The organism is Delftia sp. BGA-UO-ETr-SB1 (assembly GCF_059567865.1).
The window spans coordinates 1,828,227-1,853,176 of record NZ_JCAQOW010000006.1; the positions used below are offsets into that span (position 1 = coordinate 1,828,227).

21 protein-coding genes are annotated in these 24,950 nt (G+C 65.7%); 18 read left to right on the plus strand and 3 right to left on the minus strand.

Going from position 1 to position 24,950, the window contains the following annotated elements; translation table 11 throughout:
* Positions 1 to 64: 64 nt before the first annotated feature.
* The 15 genes from hflK (at position 65) to AC57B5_RS27090 (ending at position 16,694) form a co-directional block, all read left to right on the plus strand.
* Positions 65 to 1,459: an FtsH protease activity modulator HflK gene (gene hflK / locus AC57B5_RS27020; protein ID WP_012206811.1), complete on the plus strand. Its 1,395-nt coding sequence runs from the start codon at positions 65 to 67 to the stop codon at positions 1,457 to 1,459.
* A 12-nt stretch (positions 1,460 to 1,471) separates the two neighbouring features.
* Entirely contained in the window at positions 1,472 to 2,362 is an 891-nt protein-coding gene (gene hflC, locus AC57B5_RS27025; RefSeq protein WP_012206810.1) for a protease modulator HflC, read from the plus strand.
* A 200-nt stretch (positions 2,363 to 2,562) separates the two neighbouring features.
* Positions 2,563 to 3,711 (plus strand): ATP phosphoribosyltransferase regulatory subunit, encoded by a 1,149-nt coding sequence (locus AC57B5_RS27030; RefSeq protein ID WP_012206809.1) that lies wholly within the window; start codon positions 2,563 to 2,565, stop codon positions 3,709 to 3,711.
* Positions 3,712 to 3,750: 39 nt separating this feature from the next.
* A complete protein-coding gene (locus tag AC57B5_RS27035) occupies positions 3,751 to 5,127 on the plus strand; it encodes an adenylosuccinate synthase (RefSeq protein ID WP_012206808.1) in 1,377 nt (458 codons plus the stop codon).
* Between the two features lie 43 nt (positions 5,128 to 5,170).
* Positions 5,171 to 5,695: a phosphoribosyltransferase gene (locus AC57B5_RS27040; protein ID WP_012206807.1), complete on the plus strand. Its 525-nt coding sequence runs from the start codon at positions 5,171 to 5,173 to the stop codon at positions 5,693 to 5,695.
* A 182-nt stretch (positions 5,696 to 5,877) separates the two neighbouring features.
* The gene (locus tag AC57B5_RS27045; protein ID WP_496400663.1) at positions 5,878 to 7,110 is read left to right on the plus strand and encodes a YncE family protein; all 1,233 of its coding nucleotides are present in this window, start codon (positions 5,878 to 5,880) and stop codon (positions 7,108 to 7,110) included.
* Complete coding sequence (locus AC57B5_RS27050; protein WP_496400664.1) at positions 7,110 to 7,928, plus strand: polysaccharide deacetylase family protein; 819 nt, start codon at positions 7,110 to 7,112, stop codon at positions 7,926 to 7,928. The genes AC57B5_RS27045 and AC57B5_RS27050 overlap by 1 nt, the downstream gene beginning before the upstream one ends.
* Before the next feature lie 39 nt (positions 7,929 to 7,967).
* On the plus strand, positions 7,968 to 8,948 hold the full coding sequence (locus AC57B5_RS27055; RefSeq protein WP_012206804.1) for a sterol desaturase family protein: 981 nt from the start codon (positions 7,968 to 7,970) through the stop codon (positions 8,946 to 8,948).
* Between the two features lie 15 nt (positions 8,949 to 8,963).
* Complete coding sequence (locus AC57B5_RS27060; RefSeq protein WP_197943994.1) at positions 8,964 to 9,863, plus strand: EI24 domain-containing protein; 900 nt, start codon at positions 8,964 to 8,966, stop codon at positions 9,861 to 9,863.
* Positions 9,860 to 10,678: a competence/damage-inducible protein A gene (locus tag AC57B5_RS27065; protein WP_496400665.1), complete on the plus strand. Its 819-nt coding sequence runs from the start codon at positions 9,860 to 9,862 to the stop codon at positions 10,676 to 10,678. The genes AC57B5_RS27060 and AC57B5_RS27065 overlap by 4 nt, the downstream gene beginning before the upstream one ends.
* A 236-nt stretch (positions 10,679 to 10,914) precedes the next feature.
* Positions 10,915 to 12,330, plus strand: a complete 1,416-nt coding sequence (gene glnA, locus AC57B5_RS27070; RefSeq protein WP_012206801.1) for a type I glutamate--ammonia ligase — start codon at positions 10,915 to 10,917, stop codon at positions 12,328 to 12,330.
* Between the two features lie 179 nt (positions 12,331 to 12,509).
* Positions 12,510 to 13,013: a hypothetical protein gene (locus tag AC57B5_RS27075; protein ID WP_013801180.1), complete on the plus strand. Its 504-nt coding sequence runs from the start codon at positions 12,510 to 12,512 to the stop codon at positions 13,011 to 13,013.
* 30 nt (positions 13,014 to 13,043) lie between these two features.
* A complete protein-coding gene (glnL, locus tag AC57B5_RS27080) occupies positions 13,044 to 14,120 on the plus strand; it encodes a nitrogen regulation protein NR(II) (RefSeq protein ID WP_012206799.1) in 1,077 nt (358 codons plus the stop codon).
* Between the two features lie 45 nt (positions 14,121 to 14,165).
* The gene (gene ntrC / locus AC57B5_RS27085) at positions 14,166 to 15,737 is read left to right on the plus strand and encodes a nitrogen regulation protein NR(I) (RefSeq protein WP_313234749.1); all 1,572 of its coding nucleotides are present in this window, start codon (positions 14,166 to 14,168) and stop codon (positions 15,735 to 15,737) included.
* 144 nt (positions 15,738 to 15,881) lie between these two features.
* On the plus strand, positions 15,882 to 16,694 hold the full coding sequence (locus AC57B5_RS27090) for a hypothetical protein (RefSeq protein WP_224986152.1): 813 nt from the start codon (positions 15,882 to 15,884) through the stop codon (positions 16,692 to 16,694).
* 15 nt (positions 16,695 to 16,709) lie between these two features.
* On the opposite strand, the gene xth is transcribed toward AC57B5_RS27090, so the two are convergent.
* Positions 16,710 to 17,486: an exodeoxyribonuclease III gene (gene xth, locus AC57B5_RS27095; protein WP_496400666.1), complete on the minus strand. Its 777-nt coding sequence runs from the start codon at positions 17,484 to 17,486 to the stop codon at positions 16,710 to 16,712.
* A gap of 132 nt (positions 17,487 to 17,618) precedes the next feature.
* On the opposite strand from xth, the gene AC57B5_RS27100 reads away from it, so the two are divergent.
* The 3 genes from AC57B5_RS27100 (at position 17,619) to AC57B5_RS27110 (ending at position 23,180) form a co-directional block, all read left to right on the plus strand.
* On the plus strand, positions 17,619 to 20,468 hold the full coding sequence (locus AC57B5_RS27100) for a site-2 protease family protein (protein WP_496400667.1): 2,850 nt from the start codon (positions 17,619 to 17,621) through the stop codon (positions 20,466 to 20,468).
* Between the two features lie 257 nt (positions 20,469 to 20,725).
* The gene (locus AC57B5_RS27105; RefSeq protein ID WP_496400668.1) at positions 20,726 to 21,808 is read left to right on the plus strand and encodes a fimbrial protein; all 1,083 of its coding nucleotides are present in this window, start codon (positions 20,726 to 20,728) and stop codon (positions 21,806 to 21,808) included.
* A gap of 100 nt (positions 21,809 to 21,908) precedes the next feature.
* Positions 21,909 to 23,180, plus strand: coding sequence for an amidohydrolase family protein (locus AC57B5_RS27110; RefSeq protein ID WP_012206794.1), 1,272 nt, complete (start codon positions 21,909 to 21,911; stop codon positions 23,178 to 23,180).
* A 35-nt stretch (positions 23,181 to 23,215) separates the two neighbouring features.
* Here the strand turns inward: AC57B5_RS27110 and AC57B5_RS27115 are convergent, their stop codons facing one another.
* Both AC57B5_RS27115 and AC57B5_RS27120 read right to left on the minus strand, forming a co-directional pair.
* Complete coding sequence (locus tag AC57B5_RS27115) at positions 23,216 to 23,935, minus strand: Crp/Fnr family transcriptional regulator (RefSeq protein WP_496400880.1); 720 nt, start codon at positions 23,933 to 23,935, stop codon at positions 23,216 to 23,218.
* Between the two features lie 51 nt (positions 23,936 to 23,986).
* Positions 23,987 to 24,898: a LysR family transcriptional regulator gene (locus tag AC57B5_RS27120; protein ID WP_496400669.1), complete on the minus strand. Its 912-nt coding sequence runs from the start codon at positions 24,896 to 24,898 to the stop codon at positions 23,987 to 23,989.
* Positions 24,899 to 24,950: the final 52 nt, after the last annotated feature.

The following is a 24,950-nucleotide window of genomic DNA, read 5'->3' on the forward strand; positions in this document are numbered from 1 at the left end:
CGCCCTGATTGGGCAAAATGCCGATTGGGTCCCTGTCTTTACCGAAGAAACCGAGACTTCTCGCATGAATCTTTCACAACGCGCCCATCGCTGGGCGATGCTGCCGCAGCGCCTTCGCGGGATGTTCAACCTGAATGATCCGCGATGGGGACGTGGCGACGACAAGAACGACGATGCTTCGCGCCCCGATGCCGACCGTCCCGCGCCGCCGCCCCCGCCTGCGGAGCCTGCACGCGACAACCGCGACAGCCGTGACAACCGCCCCTCGTCGGGCGGCGGCCAGCCGCCTGATCTGGATGAGCTGTGGCGTGACCTCAACCGCAAGCTCTCGGGCCTGTTCGGCGGCAAGCCGGGCGGCGGCCGTGGCCAGCCGCCCATCCGAAATGGCGGCGGCAGCCAGCCGCCGGACATGCGCAGCGCCGGCATGGGCGTGGGCCTGATCGCCGGCATTGCCTTCATCATCTGGATGGGCACGGGCATCTTCATCGTCCAGGAAGGCCAGCAGGCCGTCATCACCCAGTTCGGCAAGTACAAGAGCACGGTGGGCGCCGGCATCAACTGGCGGCTGCCGTACCCGATCCAGCGCCATGAACTGGTCTTCGTGACGCAGATCCGCTCGGCCGACGTGGGGCGCGACACCATCATCAAGAGCACGGGCCTGCGCGAGTCGGCCATGCTCACCGAGGACGAGAACATCGTCGAGATCAAGTTCGCCGTCCAGTACCGCCTGAGCGACGCGCGCGCCTGGCTGTTCGAGAGCAAGAACCCGTCCGAGGCCGTGGTCCAGGCCGCAGAGACTGCCGTGCGCGAAGTCGTCGGCAAGATGAAGATGGACACGGCGCTGGCCGAGGAGCGCGACCAGATCGCCCCGCGCGTGCGCGACCTGATGCAGACCATCCTGGACCGCTACAAGGTGGGCGTGGAAGTCGTGGGCATCAACCTGCAGCAAGGCGGCGTGCGTCCGCCCGAGCAGGTCCAGGCGGCCTTCGACGACGTGCTGCGTGCCGGCCAGGAGCGTGAGCGTGCCAAGAACGAAGCGCAGGCCTACGCCAACGACGTGGTGCCGCGCGCAGCCGGCTCGGCAGCGCGCCTGCTGGAAGAGTCCAACGGCTACAAGGCCCGCATCGTGGCCCAGGCCCAGGGTGATGCGCAGCGCTTCAGCTCGGTGTTCACCGAGTACCAGAAGGCTCCCCAGGTCACGCGCGACCGCATGTACCTGGAAACCATGCAGCAGATCTACGGCAACGTGACCAAGGTGCTGGTTGAATCGCGCCAGGGCTCCAACCTGCTGTACCTGCCGCTGGACAAGATCATGCAAGGCGTGAGCGGCAATGTGCCGGCAGCCGACAGCTCGGCGGCCCCCAGCACCCAGGCGCCTGCGCCTGCCGCCATTCCCGGCCTTTCGAACGATGCGCGCAGCCGCGACAGCAGTCGCAGCCGTGACCGCGAAGCACGCTGAGGAGCAGCCCAAGTGAACCGAGTTGGATTTTTCATCACCAGCATTCTTCTGGCGCTCGCGCTGCTCAGCTCCATGCTGTTCGTCGTCGATCAGCGCCAGTTCGGCGTGGTCTATGCCCTGGGTCAGATCAAGGAAGTGATCACCGAGCCGGGCCTGAACATCAAGATGCCGCCGCCGTTCCAGAACGTGCGCTACATCGACAAGCGCCTGCTCACGCTGGACAGCACCGACACCGAGCCCATGCTCACTGCCGAAAAGCAGCGCGTGGTCATCGACTGGTACGTGCGCTGGCGCATCTCCGATCCGTCGGAGTACATCCGCAATGTGGGCCTGGACGAGTCGGCTGGCGCCATGCAGCTCAACCGCGTGGTGCGCAATGCCTTCCAGGAGGAAATCAACCGCCGCACCGTGCGCGAACTGCTGTCCAGCAAGCGCGATGCGCTGATGAACGACGTCAAGCGCGAAGTGCTGGAGACCGTGCGCGGCGCCAAGCCCTGGGGCGTGGACGTGGTCGATGTGCGCATCACGCGCGTGGACTATGCCGAGACGATCACGGAATCGGTCTACCGCCGCATGGAAGCCGAGCGCAAGCGCGTGGCCAACGAGCTGCGCTCCACCGGCGCCGCCGAAGGCGAGAAGATCCGCGCCGAGGCCGATCGCCAGCGCGAGATCACCATCGCCAATGCCTACCGTGATGCCCAGAAGATCAAGGGCGAGGGCGATGCCGAAGCCGCCCGGACCTACGCCGAGGCCTTTGGCAAGGACCCGCAGTTTGCGCAGTTCTACCGCAGCCTGGAGGCCTACAAGGCCAGCTTTGCCAAGAAGAGCGATGTGCTCGTGCTCGATCCTTCGCAGACCGATTTCTTCAAGGCCTACCGCAGTGGTGGAAGCTCTGGAAAATAAGCGCGCCTGAGCGGCAACGCCGCCCGGCCCCTGTGCGGCGCCCCTGTTGGGGCGCCGTTTTTTCTTGCGCCGCCGCTGTCGCCCGTGCACCGAATCGATTCGGAATACCGAACACCCGCCGTGGGCCTTGGGTCACCCCCAATTTGGGCTGGCCCGCAACAGCCGGTAGAATCACGTTTTTAACAGCCTCCCCCTTTTCCATGTCTGCTTGGGTCCTGCCGGATCACATCGCCGATGTCTTGCCTTCCGAGGCCCGGCACATCGAAGAATTGCGTCGAGGCCTGCTCGATACAGCGCGTGGCTATGGCTATGAACTGGTCATGCCGCCCATGCTGGAGTACCTCGAATCCCTGCTCACCGGCACAGGGGAGGCGCTGGACCTGCAGACCTGCAAGCTCATCGACCAGCTGACAGGCCGCACCATGGGTCTGCGTGCAGACACCACGCAGCAGGTGGCCCGCATCGACGCCCATCTTCTCAACCGCAAGGGCCTCACGCGCCTGTGCTACTGCGGCCCCGTTGTCCATGCCCGCCCTGACCGCCCCCGCGCCACGCGCGAGCCCCTGCAGTTCGGTGCCGAAATCTACGGCCACCAGGGCATGGAAGCCGACCTGGAGGCACTGCACCTGGCGCTGGACTGCCTGCGCAGCGCAGGGGTCACCAACATCAATGTCGATCTGGCCGATGTGCGCATCGTGCGCAGCCTGCTGGCTGGCGTGATGGTGGACATGCAGGTGCTGCGCGGCGTGCACGCTGCGCTGGCCGCCAAGGATGCGAGCGAACTCGAGCGCCTCACGCGCGACTTCCCTGCCGCCTCGCGCGAAGGCCTGATGGCCCTGCTGCAGCTGTACGGCGGCATCGAGGTGCTGGACCGCGCCGAGAAGCTGCTGGCCCGCACCGCAGGCGTGCAGCCTCTGCTGGACCAGCTGCGCTGGCTGGCGCAGCGCCTCGAAGGCGTGAGCGTGAGCTTCGATCTGGCCGATCTGCGCGGCTATGCCTACTACAGCGGCACGCGCTTCGCCATCTATGTGCCGGGTGCCAGCGATGCGCTGGTGCGCGGCGGCCGCTATGACGAGGTGGGTGCGGTCTTTGGCCGCAACCGGCCCGCCGCCGGCTTCAGCCTGGACATCAAGCAGCTCGTCGCCGTCGTGCCCGAGCGCCCGCTCAAGGCTGCCATCCGCGCGCCCTGGGGCGACGATCCCCAGGTTGCGGCTGCCATTGCTGCATTGCGCCGGCAGGGCGAGACCGTGGTCTGCGTGCTGCCAGGGCATGAAAGCGAAGTGGACGAATTCCACTGCGACCGCGAGCTCGTGCAGGTTGCCGGGCAGTGGGCCGTGCAAGCCATCTGACGCATTTGTCAATTTCTTCGGATTTCATCGGATTTGAATATGAAAGCTACCAAAGGTCGCAACGTGGTCGTGGTCGGCACCCAGTGGGGTGACGAAGGCAAGGGCAAGCTGGTGGACTGGCTGACCGAAAGCGCCCAGGGCGTGGTCCGCTTCCAGGGTGGCCACAACGCTGGCCACACGCTGGTCATCAACGGCGTGAAGACCGCACTGCACCTGATCCCCAGCGGCATCATGCGCCCCGGCGTGAAGTGCTATATCGGCAACGGCGTGGTGCTCTCTGCCGCCAAGCTGTTCGAGGAAATCGAAGGCCTGGAGAAGGCCGGCGTGCAGGTGCGTGACCGTCTGCGCGTGTCCGAAGCCTGCCCGCTGATCCTGCCTTTCCACTCGGCGCTGGACGTGGCGCGCGAAGCTGCGCGCGAGCAGGGCGGCACCGAGAAGATCGGCACCACCGGCCGTGGCATCGGCCCCGCCTACGAAGACAAGATTGCCCGCCGCGCACTGCGCGTGCAGGACCTCAAGTACCCCGAGCGCTTCGCCACCAAGCTGCGCGAACTGCTGGCCCTGCACAACCACATCCTGGTCAACGTGCTGGGTTCGAAGAACTTCACCTTCGGTGACGCGCTCAAGCCGTACATCAAGGATGGCGAAGTGCAATTCGACGCGGTGTACGAAGAGGCCATGCGCCATGCCGAGCTGCTCAAGCCCATGATGGCCGACGTCTCGCGCGAGCTGAACGCCGCGCACGCCGAAGGCGCCAACCTGCTGTTCGAAGGCGCGCAGGGCACGCTGCTGGACGTGGACCACGGCACCTATCCCTATGTCACCTCGTCCAACTGCGTCGCCGGCAATGCGGCTGCAGGCTCGGGCGTGGGCCCCGGCATGCTGCACTACATCCTGGGCATCACCAAGGCCTACTGCACCCGCGTGGGCGGCGGTCCTTTCCCCACCGAACTGGATTGGGAAAAGGAAGGCACGCCGGGCTGGCACATGAGCACCGTGGGCGCCGAAAAGGGCGTGACCACCGGCCGCTCGCGCCGCTGCGGCTGGTTTGACGCCGCGCTGCTCAAGCGCAGCGCCCAGGTCAACGGCCTGTCGGGCCTGTGCATCACCAAGCTCGACGTGCTCGACGGCCTGCAGGAACTGCTGCTGTGCGTGGGCTACGAGCTCGATGGCGAGAAGATCGACCTGCTGCCCATGGGCGCCGACGAGATCGCACGCTGCAAGCCCATCTATGAGTCCATCCCCGGCTGGACCGATTCCACCGTGGGCGTGACCGACTACGACAAGCTGCCGGCCAATGCCCGCCGCTATCTGGAGCGCATCGAGGAAGTGACGGGCGTGCCCATCGCCATGGTTTCGACCAGCCCCGACCGGGATCACACCATCCTGATGCAAAACCCCTACGCCGCCCAGTGAACCACTGGCGGCTGAACCCCAAGATTGAACCAGGAGCCATTCCATGCTGACGGAAGACGGTCAACACCTGTATGTGAGCTACGACGAATACCACGGACTGATCGAAAAGCTCGCGATCAAAGTGCACCAGTCCGGCTGGGAATTCGACACCATTCTCTGCCTGGCCCGTGGCGGCCTGCGTCCCGGTGACATGCTCAGCCGCATCTTCGACAAGCCGCTGGCCATCATGTCCACCAGCTCCTACCGCGCCGAAGCCGGCACGGTGCAGGGCCATCTGGACATCGCGCGCTTCATCACCACGCCCAAGGGCGAGATCGCCGGCCGCGTGCTGCTGGTCGATGACCTGGCCGATTCGGGCCACACGCTGAATGCCGTGATCGCCATGCTCAAGACCAACTACCCGCCGATCACCGAGCTGCGCAGCGCCGTGATCTGGACCAAGGGCCTGTCGGCTTTCACGCCCGACTACTCGGTGGACTATCTGCCGACCAACCCCTGGATCCACCAGCCCTTCGAGCACTACGACACCCTGCGTCCCGAAAAGCTCATGGAGAAGTGGAAGATCTGATCGCCACTGCGCCTTGGGGCGCATGCCAGCGAAGGGAGCCTGTAGGCTCCCTTTTTCGTTGTGGCGGGTATTTCCATGCGCCGTTGTCATGCCTTGATGCAAGTCATGGATTGGCGCGCTTGCCGCGATATCTCGGGCCAACGTCGCGCAAATGTCGGTTTTTTGCACAGCAGCAAAAGCCGATGCCCCAGAGCGTCCGAGGGGCTGATTGGCGCAGCTACACTGCGCAGATTCTCAGAAGGTGGTGCTTTGTGAAACGTCTTTCCGTCGGGCGCTTGAGCGCGGCTGTGGCTTTGGTTGTGGGCGGCGGTGCGCTGGCCTGGCTGGCCGTGGCATCGCTGCCCGGATCCAAATCGGCCCGCGCGGCCTCGGCCACGTCTGCTGCCGTGCAGGCGCAAGCCGCATCGGCCCAGGCGGCCGCCGTTCCTGCCGCGCCTTCCGTTCCCTCGGCTACGGCAGCTCCTGCGGCCCCGGTCGCGCGTGTCACGTCGCCACCGCAGACTCAGGGCCCCACGCCCATCTTTGTGCTCAACTCGCTTGATGCCAACATCAGCATCGTGGACCCGGTCACCTGGCAGGAGACGGCACGCATTCCCACGGGCAAGGAGCCGCATCACCTGTACCTCACGCCGGACGAGAAATCGTTGGTCGTGGCCAATGCGCTGGGCGACACCCTGACCCTGGTCGATCCGCGCACGGGCGAGGTGCAGCGCGTGATCCGCGACATCATCGACCCCTATCACCTGCGCTTCAGCCCGGACATGAAGTGGTTCGTCACGGCGGCCAACCGCCTCAACCACATCGACATCTACCGCTGGGATGGCCAGAACCCGCAGCTGGTCAAGCGCGTGCCCACGGGCAAGACGCCCAGCCATCTCTGGATCGATGCCAAGAGCACGACCATCTATTCCACCATGCAGGACAGCGATGCCCTGGTGGCCATCGACATTGCCACCCAGACCATCAAGGCCCGCGTGCCCACCGGCCCCATGCCGGCCGATCTCTATGGCAGCCCGGACGGCACCAAGCTGTTCATCGGCCTGACCGGCAGCGATGGCGTGGAAGTGTTCGACATCACCGGCCCCGAGCCGCGCAGCGTGGCCCGCATCAAGACAGCCGCTGGCGCCCACGCCATGCGCGCGGCCGGCGACGGCCGCCACCTGTATGTGAGCAACCGCGTGGCCAACACCATCAGCAAGATCGACATGCAGACCAACCAGGTCGTGGCCAACTACCCGGCACCGGGCGGTCCCGACTGCATGGACGTCTCCGCCGACGGCCGCTACCTGCTGGTCAGCTCGCGCTGGGCGCGCAAGCTGTCGGTGATCGACACCGTGGAAAAGAAGGTGGTCCAGCAGGTCAAGGTCGGCAAGTCGCCGCACGGCGTGTGGACGCTCGCCCACGCGCAACGCTGATGGACCGCCGTCTCTTTGCGCAATCGCTGGCCGGTGCGGCGGCTTTCGGCCTGCTGCGCCCCGCCTTGCCGGCAGGGCAGGGCACAGGCTGTGCCAAGACCGTGTATCTGACCTTCGACACGGGCCACATGGGCATTGCCGACCTGGTGGCCGATGTGCTCAAGCGCCATGCGGTGCCAGTGACGTTTTTCGCGGCCAACGAGCCCACCCAGCAAGGCGATGGCAGCCTGGGCGAGACCTGGGCGCCCTGGTGGCGCGCACGCGCTGCCGAAGGCCATGAATTCGCCTCGCACACCTACGACCACATGTACTGGCGCGGTGATCTGCGCGCCTCGAAGAACGGGCCGGTCACGGGTTTTCGCGTGCGCCCCTCGGCAGGGCCGCGCGCCAACGAGAACTTCACGGTCGATGCGGCAGGCTATTGCGACGAGATCCGCCGATCCGCACAGCGGCTGCAGCAGATCACGGGGCGCAAGCCCCTGCCACTGTTCCGTGCGCCCGGCGGCAAGACCTCGCCCGCGCTGCTGGATGCCGCGCGGCAGGGCGGCTACATGCATGTGGGCTGGGCCAGCGCGGGTTTCCTGGGCGATGAGCTGCCCAGTGACCGCTACCCGAATGCGCAGCTGCTGGCCCAGGCGCTCAAGAACATCCGCAGCGGAGACATCCTGCTGGCCCATCTGGGCATCTGGTCACGCAAGGACCCCTGGGCACCTGCCGTGCTGGAACCTTTGGTCACGGGCCTGCTCAAGCAGGGGTTCTGCTTCCGCACGCTGCGGGAGCATCCCGACTATCGGGATTGGGTAGCAAAATTCGCATAGTGTCCGCGCGCGCAGCGCGGCGGGCGATGGGAGCGTGGTGTGGACTGGTGGATTCAGTGGTTCGGTAATGCGCAGCAGCGCCTGTTCGAGGGCGTTGTCCAGCCCCTGCTGTTCGGCCTGGGGCAGGCCAGCCTGCTGGAGGACGCCTATGGCGCCACGGGCTGGCTGCTGGTGGGCCTGCTGCAGATCTTCATCATGGTGGCCGTGATCGCGCCGCTGCAGTACTGGCGGCCGGTCGAGCCCGTCACCGACCGGCGCGCCATCCACGTGGACATCATCTACACCGTGGTCCACCGGCTGGGCCTGTTCCGGCTGGCCCTGTTCTTCACGCTGGACCCGCTGTGGGACGAGCTCATGGGCCGCCTGCATGTCTGGGGGCTGCCGAGCTTTCACCTCGACGGCGTGTGGCCCGGCGTCACCGACCTGGCCTGGGTCAGCCTGATCATCTACCTGCTGGCCTTCGACTTCCTGGACTACTGGATACACCGCGGCCAGCACAGCATCGGCTGGTGGTGGAAGCTGCATGCGCTGCACCACTCGCAGCGCCAGATGACGGTGTGGAGCGACAACCGCAACCACCTGCTCGACGATGTGATCCGCGACACCATCATCGTGCTCGTGGCCCAGCTCATCGGCGTGGCTCCAGGCCAGTTCGTGGCCATCGTGGCCTTCACCCAGCTCAGCGAGAGCTTCCAGCATGCCAACCTGCGCGTCTGGTTCGGCACCATAGGCGAGCGGCTGTGGATCAGCCCGCGCTTTCACCGCCGCCACCACGCCATCGGCATAGGCCACGAGCCCATGGCGCCAGTGCGCAACAAGAAGGCGCATGGCAACAACTTCGGCGTGCTGCTGCCCTGGTGGGACATGCTGTTCGGCACCGCCAACTTCGAGCTGCGCTTCGATCCCACCGGCGTGCGCGACCAGGTCCAGCCCAATGCCCAGGGCCAGCTGCGCGACTACGGCCAGGGCTTTTGGGCCCAGCAATGGCGTGGGTTCCTAAGGTTGATGGGTCGCGCTTGAGGCTGGGCTCGGGGTATGCTTGCCGGCATGGGCTTGCTACTCGATTCCTTCTGGCGTGCGACGGCGTATTGCCTGCATAAGCGGGTGATTGCATGGTCGCTTTTTCCCTTGTTGTTCATGGCCATCACGGCCTGGCTGCTGGGCTATTTCTTCTGGGCCGATGCCGTCGTCTGGACGGAAGGGGTCCTGCAGGGCGTGGGCTGGCTGCACACCGTCTGGTCCTGGATGGGCGTGCAATCGCTGCCCGAGCTGGTGGCGCCGGTGCTGGTCGTGCTCTCGGTCACGCCGGTGCTGGTCGTGGTCTCGCTGCTGCTGGTGGCGCTGTTCATGACGCCGGCCCTGGTCGAGCTGGTGGCCCAGCGGCGTTTTCCCGCGCTGGAGCGCAGGCAGGGCGCCACCCTGGTCGGCAGCCTGGTGTGGTCCGCAGGCTCTTCGCTGATTGCCTTGATCGCGCTGCTGGTGTCGGTGCCGCTGTGGTTCGTGCCGCCCCTGGTGGTGGTGATCCCGCCGCTGATCTGGGGCTGGCTGACCTACCGCGTCATGGCCTTTGACGCGCTCTCTGCCCACGCCAGCAAGCCCGAGCGCCGCAGCCTGTTCCTGCGCCACCGCCTGGCGCTGATGCTCATGGGCGTGGTCTGCGGCTATCTGGGCGCGGCGCCGGCCATTGTCTGGGCCTCCGGCGTGGTCTTTATCGCGGCCTTCTGGATACTGATTCCGGTGGCCATCTGGATCTATGCGCTGATCTTCGCTTTCTCCTCGCTGTGGTTTGCCCACTTCTGCCTGGCCGCGCTGCAGCGCATGCGCGAGGAGGAACCGGCGCTGCCCGACACCCCCATCGTGCCCTACGCTCCCGACGCGCCGCTCGGAGCCGGCGCGGACTCTCCCCCCTCCACCCCGCAAGAAAAGACCTCATGACCCTTCAAGTAGGCGCACTCATCATCGGAGACGAAATCCTGTCGGGCAAGCGTGCCGACAAGCACCTTCCCAAGCTGATCGAGCTGCTGGGCGCGCGTGGCCTGTCCCTGGCCCATGCCGAGTACGTGGGCGACGACAGGGCGCGCATCACCGACGCCCTGCGCCGCGCCTTCGCATCGCAGGCCGTGGTCTTCAGCTTTGGCGGCATAGGCGCCACCCCCGACGACCACACGCGCCAATGCGCGGCCGAGGCCCTGGGCGTGCCGCTGGCACTGCACCCGGAAGCCGTGGCCCTGATCCGCGAGCGCATGCGCGATGTGGCCACCGAAGAAGGCAAGCCCTACGAACCCCAGCGCGCCGACAACCTGCACCGGCTGCAGATGGGCAACTTCCCCGAAGGCGCGCGCATCATCCCCAACGTCTACAACAAGATCCCGGGCTTTTCCTGCTCGGGCGCAATGGGCACCGTGCACTTCGTGCCCGGTTTCCCTATCATGGCCTGGCCCATGGTCGAGTGGGTGCTGGAGCAGCGCTACGCCAAGCATTTCCACAGCACGGTGCAGCGGGAGCATTCGGTCATCGTCTACGGCGGCATGGAGGCCACGCTGACGCCGCTGATGGTGGCCATAGAGCGCGACCACCCGGGCGTCAAGGTGTTCAGCCTGCCCAGCGTGGATGATTCCAAGCACGGCCGGCACATAGAACTTGGTGTCAAGGGCGAAGCTGGTGCCGTCACAAAGGCCTGGCCCACGCTGCTGGAAGGTTTGCACTCATTTGGTGCAAGTCTTGGCCCTGAATTGGTGCGCAATATCTGATTTACGGGCCGGCCCCTGAATCTGCACCGATTTGGTGAAGATGCCGGGCGGTGGATCGAATGCCGACAGAGGCCTCAATGTCATCCACAAGCCCTTCCCAAGGCGGCAGAATCACGGGGCTGGCGCGCCAAGCAGGTGCCAGTCTGCAGGCATGCACTCAATGGATGCAGCCTGGCACGCAAACTGCTTAAGAGTATTTATCTTTTTTGATCAGCCAGATTGGCAGGAGAGATCTGATGGCAAAGACCGTTGCAGACGTGTTGAACATGGTGAAGGAGAACGAGGTCAAATTCGTGGACCTTCGTTTTACGGACACCCGTGGCAAGGAGCAGCACGTCACGGTGCCGGTGTCGCACTTCGACGAAGACAAGTTCACCTCGGGCCACGCCTTCGACGGCTCGTCGGTGGCAGGCTGGAAGGGCATTGAAGCATCTGACATGCAGCTGATGCCCGATCCCGCTACCGCGAACATCGACCCCTTCTTTGAAGAGACCACGCTGTTCCTGCAGTGCGATGTGATCGAACCCGGTGATGGCAAGGCCTACGACCGCGATCCCCGCTCCGTGGCCAAGCGCGCCGAAGCCTATCTGAAGGCATCGGGCCTGGGCGACACCGCCTACTTCGGACCCGAACCCGAATTCTTCATCTTCGACGGCGTGCGCTGGAACACCGAACCCGGCAGCACCTTCTACGAAATCGAAGAGTACGAAGCACCCTGGAATTCGGGCGCCAAGTTCGAATCCGGCAACCGCGGCCACCGTCCGCGCAACAAGGGCGGCTACTTCCCCGTGCCCCCCGTGGACAGCACCCAGGATCTGCGCGCCGAAATGGTGCTGCTGCTCGAGCAACTGGGCATTCCCGTCGAAGTGTTCCACCATGAAGTGGCTGGCGCCGGCCAGAACGAGATCGGCACCCGCTTCAGCACCCTGGTGGAGCGCGCCGACTGGACACAGGTCATGAAGTACGTGATCTGGAACGTGGCCAACACCTACGGCAAGACCGCCACCTTCATGCCCAAGCCCTATCCGGGCGACAACGGCTCGGGCATGCACGTGCACCAGTCCGTCTGGAAGGATGGCAAGAACCTGTTCGCAGGTGACGGCTACGCCGGCCTGTCCGACTTCGCGCTGTACTACATCGGCGGCATCATCAAGCACGCCCGTGCCCTGAACGCCATCACCAACCCCGGCACCAACAGCTACAAGCGTCTGGTGCCCGGCTTCGAGGCTCCGGTCAAGCTGGCCTACTCGGCCAAGAACCGTTCGGCATCGATCCGCATCCCCTACGTGGCCAACCCCAAGGGCCGCCGCGTCGAGGCACGCTTCCCCGATCCGCTGATGAACCCCTACCTGGGCTTCTCGGCCCTGCTGATGGCAGGTCTGGACGGCGTGGAAAACAAGATCCATCCCGGCGAAGCCGCGACCAAGGATCTGTACCACCTGCCCCCGGAAGAGGACAAGCTGGTGCCCACGGTCTGCCACAGCCTGGACCAGGCCCTGGAAGCGCTGGACGCGGACCGCTCGTTCCTGACCAAGGGCGGCGTGTTCTCGGACAGCATGCTCGATGCCTACATCGAGCTGAAGATGGGCGAAGTGACCCGTTACCGTCAGGCCGTGCATCCGGTCGAGTACGACATGTACTTCTCGCTGTAAGGCGAGTCGGCAAAAAGGCGGCGCAAGCCGCCTTTTTTGCTTTCGGCCAGGACCTGGGTATGCTGGGCGCGGAACCAAAAGGGGTTGGCCCGCTCAAGAATGATGTCCAGCCCGGAAGATGGAGCGATACTTGCCCGGATAAGCCGGGCCCTTCCGATCTGGCTACCCGAGGGAATGGAATGAAGAAACTGTTTGTGTCACTGCTGCTGCCCCTGCTGTCGGTGGGAGCCTGGTCCCAGGACGTGATCTACCGCTGCGGCAACGAGTACACCAACAACGTCAGCCAGGCCAAGGCCAAGGACTGCAAGCCGGTGGATGGCGGGCATGTGACGGTGATCCATGGCGGCAGCAAGCCGGCGGCCTCGGGCGGCAGCCAGGCACCGCGCACCTCCGCCGCTCCGGCCGCAGGATCGCCCGCTCCGGCCAAGGTCAACAGCAGCGCCCAGAAGGCCCGCGACTCCGACGCGCGGACCATTCTGGAAAGCGAGCTGGCCCGCGCCCAGGAGAAGCTGACACAGCTGCGTCAGGAGTACAACGATGGCAATCCCCAGCGCACCGCATTGGAGTTGCGCAATCCCCAGGGCTATCTGGAACGTGTCGAGCAGCTCAAGAGCAGCATCTCGCGGCAGGAAGGCGATGTCGCCGGCATCCGCCGTGAGCTGGATCGACTTCCCAAGAACTGACGGGCCCGCGCGGCCCACCGGAGCCCGGCCATGATCCAGGACGACCGGCCGGCGCCCCCGGCCTCCTATCAGGCGCTTGACCTGCTGTGCACGCTGATGACCGTGCTCGACGAGCAGGGTGCCGTGCTTTTCGCCAACGCCGCCCTTGAAAACGCACTGGGCCTGTCGCGCCGCATGCTCGAAGGCAGCGAGCTGGCGGCCTGCTTCACCGAGCCGGCCTTGCTGGACAAGGCCTTGCGTGGCGCCCAGGACAACGACTTCGCGGCCCTGCGCTTCGAGGCCAGCCTGCACCGCGTGGGCGGCGATGCGCTGCCCGTGCACGTCACGGTCTCGCTGGCCGAGCGGCCCGGCCATGTGCTGGTCGAGTTCTGGCCGCTGGAGCAGCAGGCCCGCCAGGACCGCGAGGAGCGGCTGCGCGAGCAGGCCCAGGCGCACAAGGAGCTGATCCGCAACCTGGCCCACGAGATCAAGAACCCGCTGGGCGGCATCCGTGGCGCAGCCCAGCTGCTGCAGATGGATCTGGACGCCCCCGAGCTGCGCGAGTACACCGAAGTCATCATCCACGAGGCCGACCGGCTGCAGGCGCTGGTGGACCGGCTGCTGGCGCCGCACCGCCATCCGCATGAGGTTGGTGACGTCAACATCCACGAAGTCTGCGAGCGCGTGCGCTCGCTGGTGCTGGTCGAGCATCCTGCCGGGCTGACCATCACGCGCGACTACGACATCTCCATCCCGGAGTTCCGGGGCGACAGCGCCCAGCTGATCCAGGCTGTGCTCAACATCGTCCAGAACGCGGCGCAGGCGCTGCAGGAGCGCATCGCCGCCGGTGATGCCGAGATCATTTTGCGAACGCGCGTGGCCCGGCAGGTAACTTTTGGTCGCCAGCGCTATCGGTTGGCATTGGAATTGCATGTGATCGACAACGGGCCAGGCGTTCCCGATGCCATCAAGGAGCGGATCTTCTATCCGCTGGTATCGGGAAGGGATGGCGGTTCGGGACTGGGGCTGACGCTGGCGCAGACCTTCGTGCAGCGCCACCAGGGGCTGATCGAATGTGAAAGCCAGCCGGGCCGCACGGATTTCCGCATCCTCATTCCCCTGCCTTGAGGCCCACGGAAGTCAACACTGCAACAAGGGAAGGAAGCACCACCAATGAAACCGATCTGGATCGTGGATGATGACCCTTCCATCCGCTTCGTGCTGGAAAAGGCACTGGGCCGGGAAGGCTGGGCAACGCGCAGCTTCATCCAGGCGCGCGATGTGCTCACGGCACTGTCCGATGTCGATGCCGGAGACCCGGCGCGCCAGCCACCCCAGGTGCTGGTGAGCGATATCCGCATGCCCGGCGGCTCGGGGCTGGAGCTGCTCGAGCAGATCCGCGCCCAGCAGCCGGGCCTGCCCGTCATCATCATGACCGCGTACTCCGACCTGGACAGTGCCGTCTCGGCCTTCCAGCGCGGAGCCTTCGAATACCTGCCCAAACCCTTCGACCTGCCCAAGGCCGTGGAACTCATCCGGCGCGCGGTCGAGGAAAGCCTGCGCGAGGATGTGGCGGAGGCCCAGGCCCCGCTGCAGGCCGAGATGCTGGGCCAGGCGCCTGCCATGCAGGACGTGTTCCGCGCCATCGGCCGGCTCAGCCAGAGCCAGGTCACGGTGCTGATCACGGGCGAGTCGGGCTCGGGCAAGGAGCTGGTGGCGCGCGCGCTGCACAAGCACTCGCCCGTGGCAGGTGGCCCCTTCGTGGCCATCAACACCGCCGCCATCCCCAAGGACCTGCTGGAGTCCGAACTGTTCGGTCACGAGCGCGGCGCCTTCACGGGCGCCCAGACGCAACGGCGCGGACGCTTCGAGCAGGCCGAGGGCGGCACGCTCTTTCTCGATGAAATCGGCGACATGCCCTTCGACCTGCAGACGCGCCTGCTGCGTGTGCTGTCGGACGGGCACTTCTACCGCGTGGGCGGCCACCAGGCCGTCAAGGCCCATGTGCGCGTCATCGCCGCCACCCACCAGGACCTGGAGCAGCGCGTGCGCAACGGCGGCTTCCGCGAGGATCTGTTCCACCGCCTCAACGTCATCCGCCTGCGCCTGCCCGCGCTGCGCGAGCGCAATGAAGACGTGCCCATGCTGGCTCGCCACTTCCTGCAGCAAAGCGCACGGCAACTGGGCGTGGAGCCCAAGCGCATGGGGGTCGATGCCATGCAGCGGCTGCAGACCTTCGCCTTCCCCGGCAACGTGCGACAGCTGGAGAACATCTGCCATTGGCTGACCGTCATGGCCCCTGCCCAGGTCATCTCGGTCAAGGACCTGCCCCCCGAGGTGCTGGGCGAAGCCGCCCCGCCCGTGGGCGGGGGCAACGGCGGCGTGCCTGCACCGGCCACGCCGCCGCATGCGCCGGCACCGCTGGCGGACGAGGGCCTTGGCCGACTGGCCGTGCCCGTGTCCGCGCTGGCCCCGCCGCATGACACCGCCCTGGCCGCTTCCGACCTGGACTGGGTCCATCTGCTGGGGCAACAGGCGCGCCAGCTGCTGGAGCACACCCACGCCCAGGGGCATGGTGAAGTCTGGGACCAGCTGTCCCGACGCTTCGAGGCGCAGCTGATCCGCTCGGCCCTGGCCGTCACCCACGGCCGCCGGGTCGAGGCCGCCCAGCGCCTGGGCATCGGCCGCAACACCATCACCCGCAAGCTGCAGGAGCTGGGCATGGACGAGGACGCCTTCGAGTAAGGCAAGCCGGCGAGGCGGCCGGGCCCTTGCCTTGGCAAGGGTCCGGCTCCTACAGGCCGGCGCCCGGGGTGCTGACGGGCCGGGCCGCCCGGGCTTGGGACAATGGAGTCCTCTTCGCTGGAACGGCCTACGTCCCGACCTATCGTGCCCACAGTCCTCTCCAACCTCTGGCAAAAAGCCAAGCCCGCTCGTCCGGGCCTGATGTACCCATCGACACCGCGCACGCTTGGCGAGCCGGTCGATGCGTACTGGCATGACCGCTACTTCCTGGAGCCTTACTTCGTTGCGGGGCGTGGTTACGACCAATACCGTCCCGCCTACGCACTGGGCTGGAAAGCGTCACTTGAACCCGAGCACGCGCAGCAGGATTTCGACGATGTCGAATTCGAGCTCGAAGAGCGCTGGGAGCAGGTTCGGGGCAGCAGCCTGCTGCGCTGGAGCCAGGTGCGCGAGGCCGTCGAGGCCTCATGGCTGCAGGCGCGCCAGCGCACGCCCACACAGCCAGTGGCCACCACGCTGGAATTGCAGAGCACGGCCCTGCTCAATGCCGTGCTGGCCCTGGGCCGCCAGGCCCATGCACGCCTGGGTGAATGCATGAATCCCATGCCCCAGGGGCTGATCGGACAGGTGCTGGCGCGGCACTTCAATGCCAGCCAGATCCTGGTCGAGGACCTGGAACGTGCCATCGGCTCCAGCGGCGGCGTGGTCCTGCCCGTGCGCGACAGCCGTGCCGCACTGCGTCGCAACGCCTTCTGGGACGGGCTGCTGGGCAGGGAAGAGGGCGCGGACTACGTGCTGGACCAGGCCGAGTCCTGCCAGCAGCAATGGCTGAGCGCCTATGAGGCTGCCGAGCAGGTACGTCTGCCCAGGGCGCTCAGCGAGATTCTTCACCGCCAGTCCCTGATGCTGCGCGGCCATATCGAGGCCATCCACTGGCTGCGCCGGTACATGCTGTAGCCGGCTGGCTGGAATTCAGCCCAAGGTCACAACCACGGGCGCATGGTCGCTGGGCTGCGGGTTCTTGCGCGGCGCACGGTCCACGCTGCAGGCGGTGACGCTGGGGCGCAATGCCTCGCTGACCAGGATATGGTCGATGCGCAGGCCCCGGTTCTTCTGGAAACCCAACATCCGGTAGTCCCACCACGAATAGCTTTTCTCGGGCTGGTCGAACATGCGGAAGGCATCGGTCAGGCCCAGCTGCAGCAGCGCCTGGAAATGCGTGCGCTCTTCCATCGTGTGGTGGATCGTGTCCTTCAGGCCGATGGGATCGTAGGAGTCGCGGTCCTCGGGCGCCACGTTGAAGTCGCCCACGAGCACCAGGCGCGGGTGGGTCGCCATTTCGCTTTTCACCCAGTCCTGCAGCGCCTGCAGCCAGCGCATCTTGTAGGCGAACTTGTCGGTGCCCGGCGCCTGCCCATTGACGAAGTAGCCATTGATCAGGCGCACCGGGCCGCCTTCGGCATCGAGGGTGGCGGCAATGATGCGGGCCTGCTCGTCATCCAGGCCCGGAATATTGCGCACCACGTCGCGCACCGGCGTGCGCGTCAGCCAGGCCACGCCGTTGTAGGTCTTCTGCCCATGGCTGACTGCGTGGTAGCCGGCCTCCTGCAGCGCCTGCAGCGGAAACTTGTCGTCGGTGAGCTTGAGTTCCTGCAGCGCCAGCGCATCGACAGGGTTGGCCTGCAGCCAGGCCAGCACCTGCGGCAGGCGCACGGACAGGGAATTGACGTTCCAAGTGGCGATTTTCATTTGAAGAATGGTCCTTTGATTTGATTGTCGCATCACGGGTGGCAAGGCTACGATCCCGATGCTGATCTGCCTGGAGGAGCTTTTGGGAGGGCACATCAGAACCGTCACACTCCATCGACAAGACTATTCAAGATGATGAACTGGCTCTCACAAGCCGCGCCCTGGCTGGCGCTGCTGGGCGCGATTCCCTTGCTGTATGCGCTCTCGCTGCTGCTGGCCACTTTGAACTGCATGCGCCTGCGCCTGCGTGCTGCGCCCATGGCCGTGGTGGAGCGCCAGGCGCTGGAGCCCGAATCACGGGCGGTGCTGGATGCCATGCAGCCGGAGTTGCAAGCCTTGGGCTTCACCTGGTGTGCCAGCCTGCAGGGCACGCATCCGCAGGCCATGGATCCCGACCTGCCTCTGGAGGTGGACTTGTTCGTCCATGCCGACGGACGGGCCTGGGCGATGGTCCAGGCCGAACAGGCGGGAAGCGCCAGGCATGGCCGCACCGTGGGCTCCGTGACCTGGCTCACATTCTTTGCCGACGGGCGCAATTGGATGGGCTTCAATGGCCTACCTCAGACAAGCCTGCCTGCGCCGCCCGGCTGGACCTACCTGGACGATGCCCAGCCTGATACCGCATCGGCCTGGGCCGCCTACGCCGAGCGCCTGTCCGGCGACCGGGCTCCCGTGGTCCAGGGCCTTGACCAGGCGGTACAGCGCCTGGATGAGTGGGGCCGGAGCCAGGTCCCTGCACTGGTGGCCCAGGGCCGTGCGCTGCCTGCCGGGCCAGGGTTCTGGCGGCTCAGCTGGCGCGAGTCGCTGCGGCTGGCCTGGCGCGCCTTGCGCCAGGTGCGCAAGGAAGACAGGCCGGTGCCCGCCAGCCCATCTGCCGGCGCATGCCTTCATGGGCCGCAGGTCCGGCAAGTGTCCGAGGCGCTGCGCTTTCGCTACCAGAAAGCCGTGCAGCGCGGGCTGGGCATGGCGCACAACCGCCACCGCAGTTTCTGGATCACGGCGGCGCTGTTCCTGGCAGCAGGCGCCGTGCTGTTTTCATGGGACATGGCGTGGATGCTTCTGGTGGTGATCGCCGTGCATGAAGGAGGGCATTGGCTGGCCATGCGCTGGGCGGGCTACCAGCGTCAATCCGTCTTCTTCATTCCTGGCCTGGGCGGCATGGCCACCGGAGAAAAGGCGGACGCCACGCCGCTGCAAAAAGTGGGCGTCTATCTGGCCGGTCCCATGCCTGGGCTGTTGCTGGCTGTGGGAGCGCTGGCTGCCGTAGGCTGGGGCCTGGTCCCGCAGCCACCCGCCTGGACCATGCAATTGCTGCTGCTGACCCTGGTCGTCAACGCCTTCAACCTGTTGCCCCTCACGCCGTTGGATGGCGGCCGCGTGGTGGAGAGCCTGCTGTTCGCCCGCCTGCCCGCAATGCGGCTGGTGTTTGCACTGGCGGGCATGGCCGCGCTGGGTGGGCTGGCCTGGTTCAGCCGGGACCCCCTGATCTCCATCCTCACCGGCGTGCTGCTGATGGGGCTGCCTTGGCAATGGCGGGTGATGCAACTGGAGCGGGCCGTGCATCGCACCCTGCACACGCTTCCTCAACAGGAGGCATGCCAGGCCCCGGTCAGTGAGGCCGATGCCGTACACCGCGCATTCGGCGTGCTGCAGCAACCCGCTTTTGCGCGCTGGCCCTTTGTCCGGCGCGCGGCCGTTGCAGGCGCGCTGCTGCCTGCCTTGCAATCGCGTGCGCCCGGTTGGGCCGAAGGCGCAGCGGGCCTGGCAATCTACCTGGCCTGCCTGCTGCTGCCGGTGGCCATGGTCATGGGCATTCATCAAGCTGCGCCGCAGGGGCGGCAGGTTCTTGCTGCGCTGTGGGATGTGGAGCTGTCTGCCCGCCGTGATTACGTACCGGAGCAGCACCTGGCCGAGATCGAGGCCCGCCTGGCCCAGGCCGATCAACTGCCCCCGTCTGCCCAAGAGCAACGGGTGGAGATCTACCTGGAGGCCGCCCGGGAACTGCAACTCATGGACGACCATCCTCCGGCCGAGGCGCGCGCCAAAGCGCTTTACCAATCGGCCTGGGCGATGACGCAGTCCCGGGCACAGAGTGATCTGCAGCGTGCCCATGCATTGAAAGGCATGGCCGACACGGCGGATACCGCCGAGCAGGCAACGAATTTGCGCCAGCAACTGGTGGCCGACCTGCAGGACGTGCAAGGCCCTGCACGCCGGGTGCTGGCCAGCGTGCAGGAAGTTCTTGCGTTCTGGGGACCGCCTGATCAGACCGTGGCGCAAAGGCTTGATCGGATGGTGCAGGCCGTGGAGATCCGCCGCGCCGACGCCGATGCGCCGGACGATTTCCTGCTGCTGCACGCGCGCATCAAGCTCGCCCGGTTGCTGGATGCCAGCGGCCACCCCGAAGCGGCGCAAGCCCAGTTGCAGGCCAATGTGATCGCGCTCCAGGCTGCGCTTCAGGCAGCGCCGCAAGCTGCGCATGCCGTGACTGCGGATTCGGCTCAGCGCCGTGAATGGAAAATCTTCTCATTGATGCAGGCCGAAACCCTGCATGCCCGGTTCATGGCCGAGCACGGCCAGACTGGCGCTGCCGTGGCACTGGCCCGCCAAAGCGTGGAGCGCACCCCGCCGAAGAAGGCCGGCCACTACGCCGCCCAGGACAGCTGGATCGCCTGGCTCTGGATTGCCATAGGCATGGGTGATGCCGCTGAAGTGCGCCAGGCCCTGGCGCAACAGCTGCCTGCACCCCGTGCATATGCCGAAATCGGAATCGCCCAGGCCCGGCTGGCCGCCGCGCAACTGCTGAACGACGATGCTCTGCGCCTGCAGGCACTGGCCGCGTTGCAACCGCTGTCCCAGGCGCGCCACGTTGCGCTTTGCAGGAGCCCGCGCGTGGCGCGCGACCTTCATAGCGACTGGCAAAACCTGGAGCGCAGGCTCCAGCACGAGTCTGCGCAGGCCGCAGGACTGTGCCCCCGATAGGTATCGTCGGGGAGGGCGCGCGCATGCCGGCAGCGCAGGGCCAGCTATCCGCAGGCCCTGATGAAACCCCACCGAAAGAGAGAGCGCCGGGCCCTGCCCGCAGCATACGCAAATGCTTGATCTACTCGTCATTCACGCCACGCTGCCCGATGGCCGCCAGGACATGTCCATCGCCTGCCTCGCCACGACCTTCATGGCACCGGGCAGACCTTGAATCAGATTGATCTGATTTCATCTCGGATGAAAGATGTCTACGATTGAAAATTTTCCAAGGAAATGCGGCCTTGGAATTTTTTCATTATCCGGGGGTATTCAAAATGCATATATTCATAGGCGTTTTTTGCAGAATAAACAAGGCTGTCATGATATTTATTTTGGCAATGATGGCCACCTCCGCATGGTCCGCATGCGCAATTGAAAATACAACTGATGGGTCAGGCTATTACAAGTATGTGTTCAGTAATTTCAATCCTCCAGAATTCAATTCCAATGTGGCCAAGAATACGGTGATTTACTCAAAAACCGCTGTAGCGGTAATAAGTAATGGGCTTGGCGCTAGATTGATGAATTGTGTTCCATCGGTCACGGGCTATATTTTAGGTAAATCTACACCAGTCAATAATATATATCCGACGACAGTCGAGGGTATTGGCATGAGGGTTTCGACTAGATATGGTGCTGCGCCTGTAAGTGGTTTGGGGTATTCCAATCACAACGGATCTTTTGCATATCCACTTATCGATGTCACAGTTGAGTTGATCAAGACCGCAGATGGCGATATCACTGCAGGTGGCGTGCTGGACAGCGATTTCCTGTACGAACGCGCGAATGATGCATTTGGCCAGCTTCTCGCTCAATACAACTTTTCCTCGCCCGTCGTCCTCCGGCCCAAGGTGCCCACTTGTACCCCACAGGCGTCGGAGCCCGTGCGCATGGCCCAGACTGTCACTCAAAAACTCACCTCAATCGGCTCAACCGGTGCTCCCCGCTCCTTCCTCATCTCGTTGTTGTGCAAGGGCGGCATCCCAGGTTCGTTGACCAACGCCTATGTCACGCTGACGGATGTGGCAAATCCTGGAAATATCGGCAATGCTCTGACCCTGTCGAAAACCTCGGTGGCAAAAGGTGTGGGTGTGCAGATCCGCAAGGATGACCAGATACTGGGCTTTGGCCCGGACTCCAATGCCGCCGGCAACAGGAATCAATGGTTTGCAGGGTCTGTTGCCTACGGGCAGGAGCGGTTGGATATCCCGCTGACGGCGCGCTATGTCAAGACCGAAGAGAACGTGACCATAGGCAGTGCCAATGCGGCGGCGACCTTCACCATCAGCTACCAGTAGTTCCCCCTGATCCCTTGCGCTTTCGGTCTGACCGCTGGCAGGCCATTCAGCGTGGTCAAGCAAGTCTGCGGGTGCGCGGCCATGCCCGCAGAATACGCAGATGCTTGATCTACTCGTCATTCACGCCACGCTGCCCGACGGCCGCCAGGACATGTCCATCGCCGTGCAGGGCGGGCGCATCGTCGAGGTCGCAGCGGGCCTTTCAGCGCCTGCCCACCAGGTGGTCGATGCACAGCACCAGCTGGTGTCGCCGCCCTTCGTCGATCCGCATTTCCACATGGATGCCACGCTGAGCCACGGTCTGCCGCGCGTCAACCGCAGCGGCACGCTGCTGGAGGGCATTGCACTTTGGGGTGAGCTCAAGCCGCTGCTCACGGCCGAGGCGCTGATCTCGCGCGCGCTGGAGTATTGCGACTGGGCGGCGGCCAAGGGGCTGCAGGCCATCCGCAGCCACGTGGATACCAGCGATGCCCGCCTGCTGGCCGTCGATGCGTTGCTGGAGGTCAAGCGCCAGGTGGCTCCCTATATCGACCTGCAGCTGGTGGCGTTTCCGCAGGACGGCGTGCTGCGCTCGCCCGGCGGCGTCGCCAACCTGCGGCGGGCGCTGGACAAGGGCGTGGACGTGGTGGGCGGCATTCCCCACTTCGAGCGCACCATGGCCGAGGGTGCCGACAGCGTCAGGCTGCTGTGCGAGCTGGCGGCCGAGCGCGGCCTGCTGGTGGACATGCACTGCGACGAGTCCGACGACCCGCTGTCGCGTCACATCGAAACCCTGGCCTTCGAGGCGCAGCGCCTGGGACTGCAGGGCCGCGTGACGGGCTCGCACTGCACCTCCATGCACAGCATGGACAACTACTACGTGAGCAAGCTGCTGCCGCTGATCGCCGAAAGCGGCGTGGCCGTGATTGCCAATCCGCTGATCAACATCACGCTGCAGGGCCGCCAGGACAGCTATCCCAAGCGCCGCGGCATGACGCGCGTGCCCGAGCTGCTGGCCGCAGGCGTCAACGTGGCCTTCGGCCATGACTGCGTGATGGACCCGTGGTATGGCATGGGCTCGGGCGACATGCTGGAGGTCGCCCACATGGGCCTGCATGTGGCGCAGATGACCAGCCAGGACGGCATGCGCGACTGCTTCGACGCCGTGACCACGCGCGCGGCGCGTGTGATGCACCTGGACGGCTACGGCATCGAGGCAGGCTGCGATGCCAGCTTCGTGCTGCTGCAGGCGCGCGATGCGGCCGAGGCGATACGGCTGCGCGCCACGCGCCTGAAGGTGTTCCGCAAGGGCCGGTTGCTGGCCGAGGCGCCTGCTGCAACGGCTGCGCTGCATCTGCCGGGCCGCCCGGCAAGAATCGACTGGCGTCGCTGAACCGGCGCTGAACTGCCGCTGCGCTGGCGCCGGCCTCAGGCGCCGGCCAGGCTGGCCTCGCGCACGATGGTCTGCAGGGCCACCAGGTCCCTGACCACCAGGCCCTGGGCTTCCACGCGAATGCAGTTGTCGCGCTCCATGCGCTTGAGTTCCTGGTTCACGCGCTGGCGCGAGGCGCCCAGCAACTGGGCCAGCTCCTCCTGCACCAGTTGCAGGCCTATGCGCAGCTCGCGCGGGTCGTCCAGCACCTGTGTGCCGTAGCTGCGCGACAGGTGCAGCAACTGCTTGACCAGGCGTGCGCGCAGGGGCAGGGTGTTGAGGTCTTCCACCAGCCCGTAGGTCTGGCGTATGCGGTGGGCCTGCAGGCGCAGCAGGGCGTCGTAGAACTCCACATGCGTGGCCAGGATGGCGTGAAAGCTCTCCTTGTCCACGCACAGCAGCGTGGTGTCGCCATGGGCATAGGCATCGCGCGTGCGGGGCTCGTCAAGAAAGGTGGACATGGCACCGAACCAGGCACCCGGCTCCACATAGGCCAGCGTGGTCTGCCGACCCGACAGGCTGGTCGAGCTCATGCGCACGGCGCCCTGCGCACAGGCATACCACCTGTGCGGCACATCGCCGCGTGCATAGATCAGTGCCCCGTCCTTGAGCCGCCGGACCGTGGTCTGGCGCAGGATGTCATGGCGCAGCGAGGGCGAAAGGCTGCAGAACCACTGGCCGGAATTGATGGCCTCGCGCTCGGCGGGGGTGAGCATGGGCTCGTGGGTACTCGTTTGCAAACCGCTTGTCTCCAATCGGCCGCAATTTTAGGGTGTGCGGGCCTGCGGATAGGCGTGCAATTGCTCGCGCAGCAACTGCACGAAGCAGTCAGCCCTTTCGGTGGGCGCGTATTGGGGCGGCAGGGCCAGCACCACCTCCACCGCGCAGGCTGGAAGCAGTGGCAGCACACGCAGGTCGCGCGCGAACACCGAGGCCACGTAGGGGTTGACCACGCCCAGCCCCAGCCCCTGTGCAGCCAGGCTGCAGATGGTGGAGGAGTAGGTGGTCTCCATGGTGGAGCCGGCCTCTATGCCCTGCTCCTGCATGGTGCTGCGCAGTTGCAGGTAGATGTCGTCATCGGCGTTGAGCGTCAGCAGCAGCTGGCCCTGCAGGTCGCGCACATGCAGCCGCGTGCGCGTGGCCAGCGCATGGTCCGGGTGCATGACGCAGACGGCGCGGCTGCGGTGCAGCACGGTGGCATCCAGCTCGGGCGTGCTCAGCGCCATGGTGCTGACCACCAGGTCGAAGTGGCCATGCAGCAGGCCCTCGCGCAAGGGCGTGGAGCCCAGGGTCTGCAGGCTGATGTGGGTGCCCGGGTAGCGCTGCGCGAAGCTGCGCACCACGGCCGGGATCACGCTCAGGCCCAGGGCCGGCGTGCAGCCTATGCGCAGCGTGCCGGTGCCGGACTGGCGCAGTGCGGCCAGGTCGCGCTCTATGCGCTCGCGCCCCAGGAAATGCTGCTGCACGGTGGCGAACAGTTCCACGGCCTCGGCCGTGGGGCGCAGGCGGCCCTTGTGCATGTCGAACAGCTTGAGCCCTGCGGCCGCCTGCATCTGGGCCAGCAGCCGGCTGACCGAAGGCTGCGTGGTGTGCAGCAGCCGCGCGGCGGCCGTGGTGGTGCCGGTCTGCATGACGGCACGGAAGGCCTCGATCTCTCGGGAGCTCAGGGGTCTGGACATGGCGATTCGGTCCTGCTCGGGGTGGCTGGCAATGTATATCTTTTTTGTATAG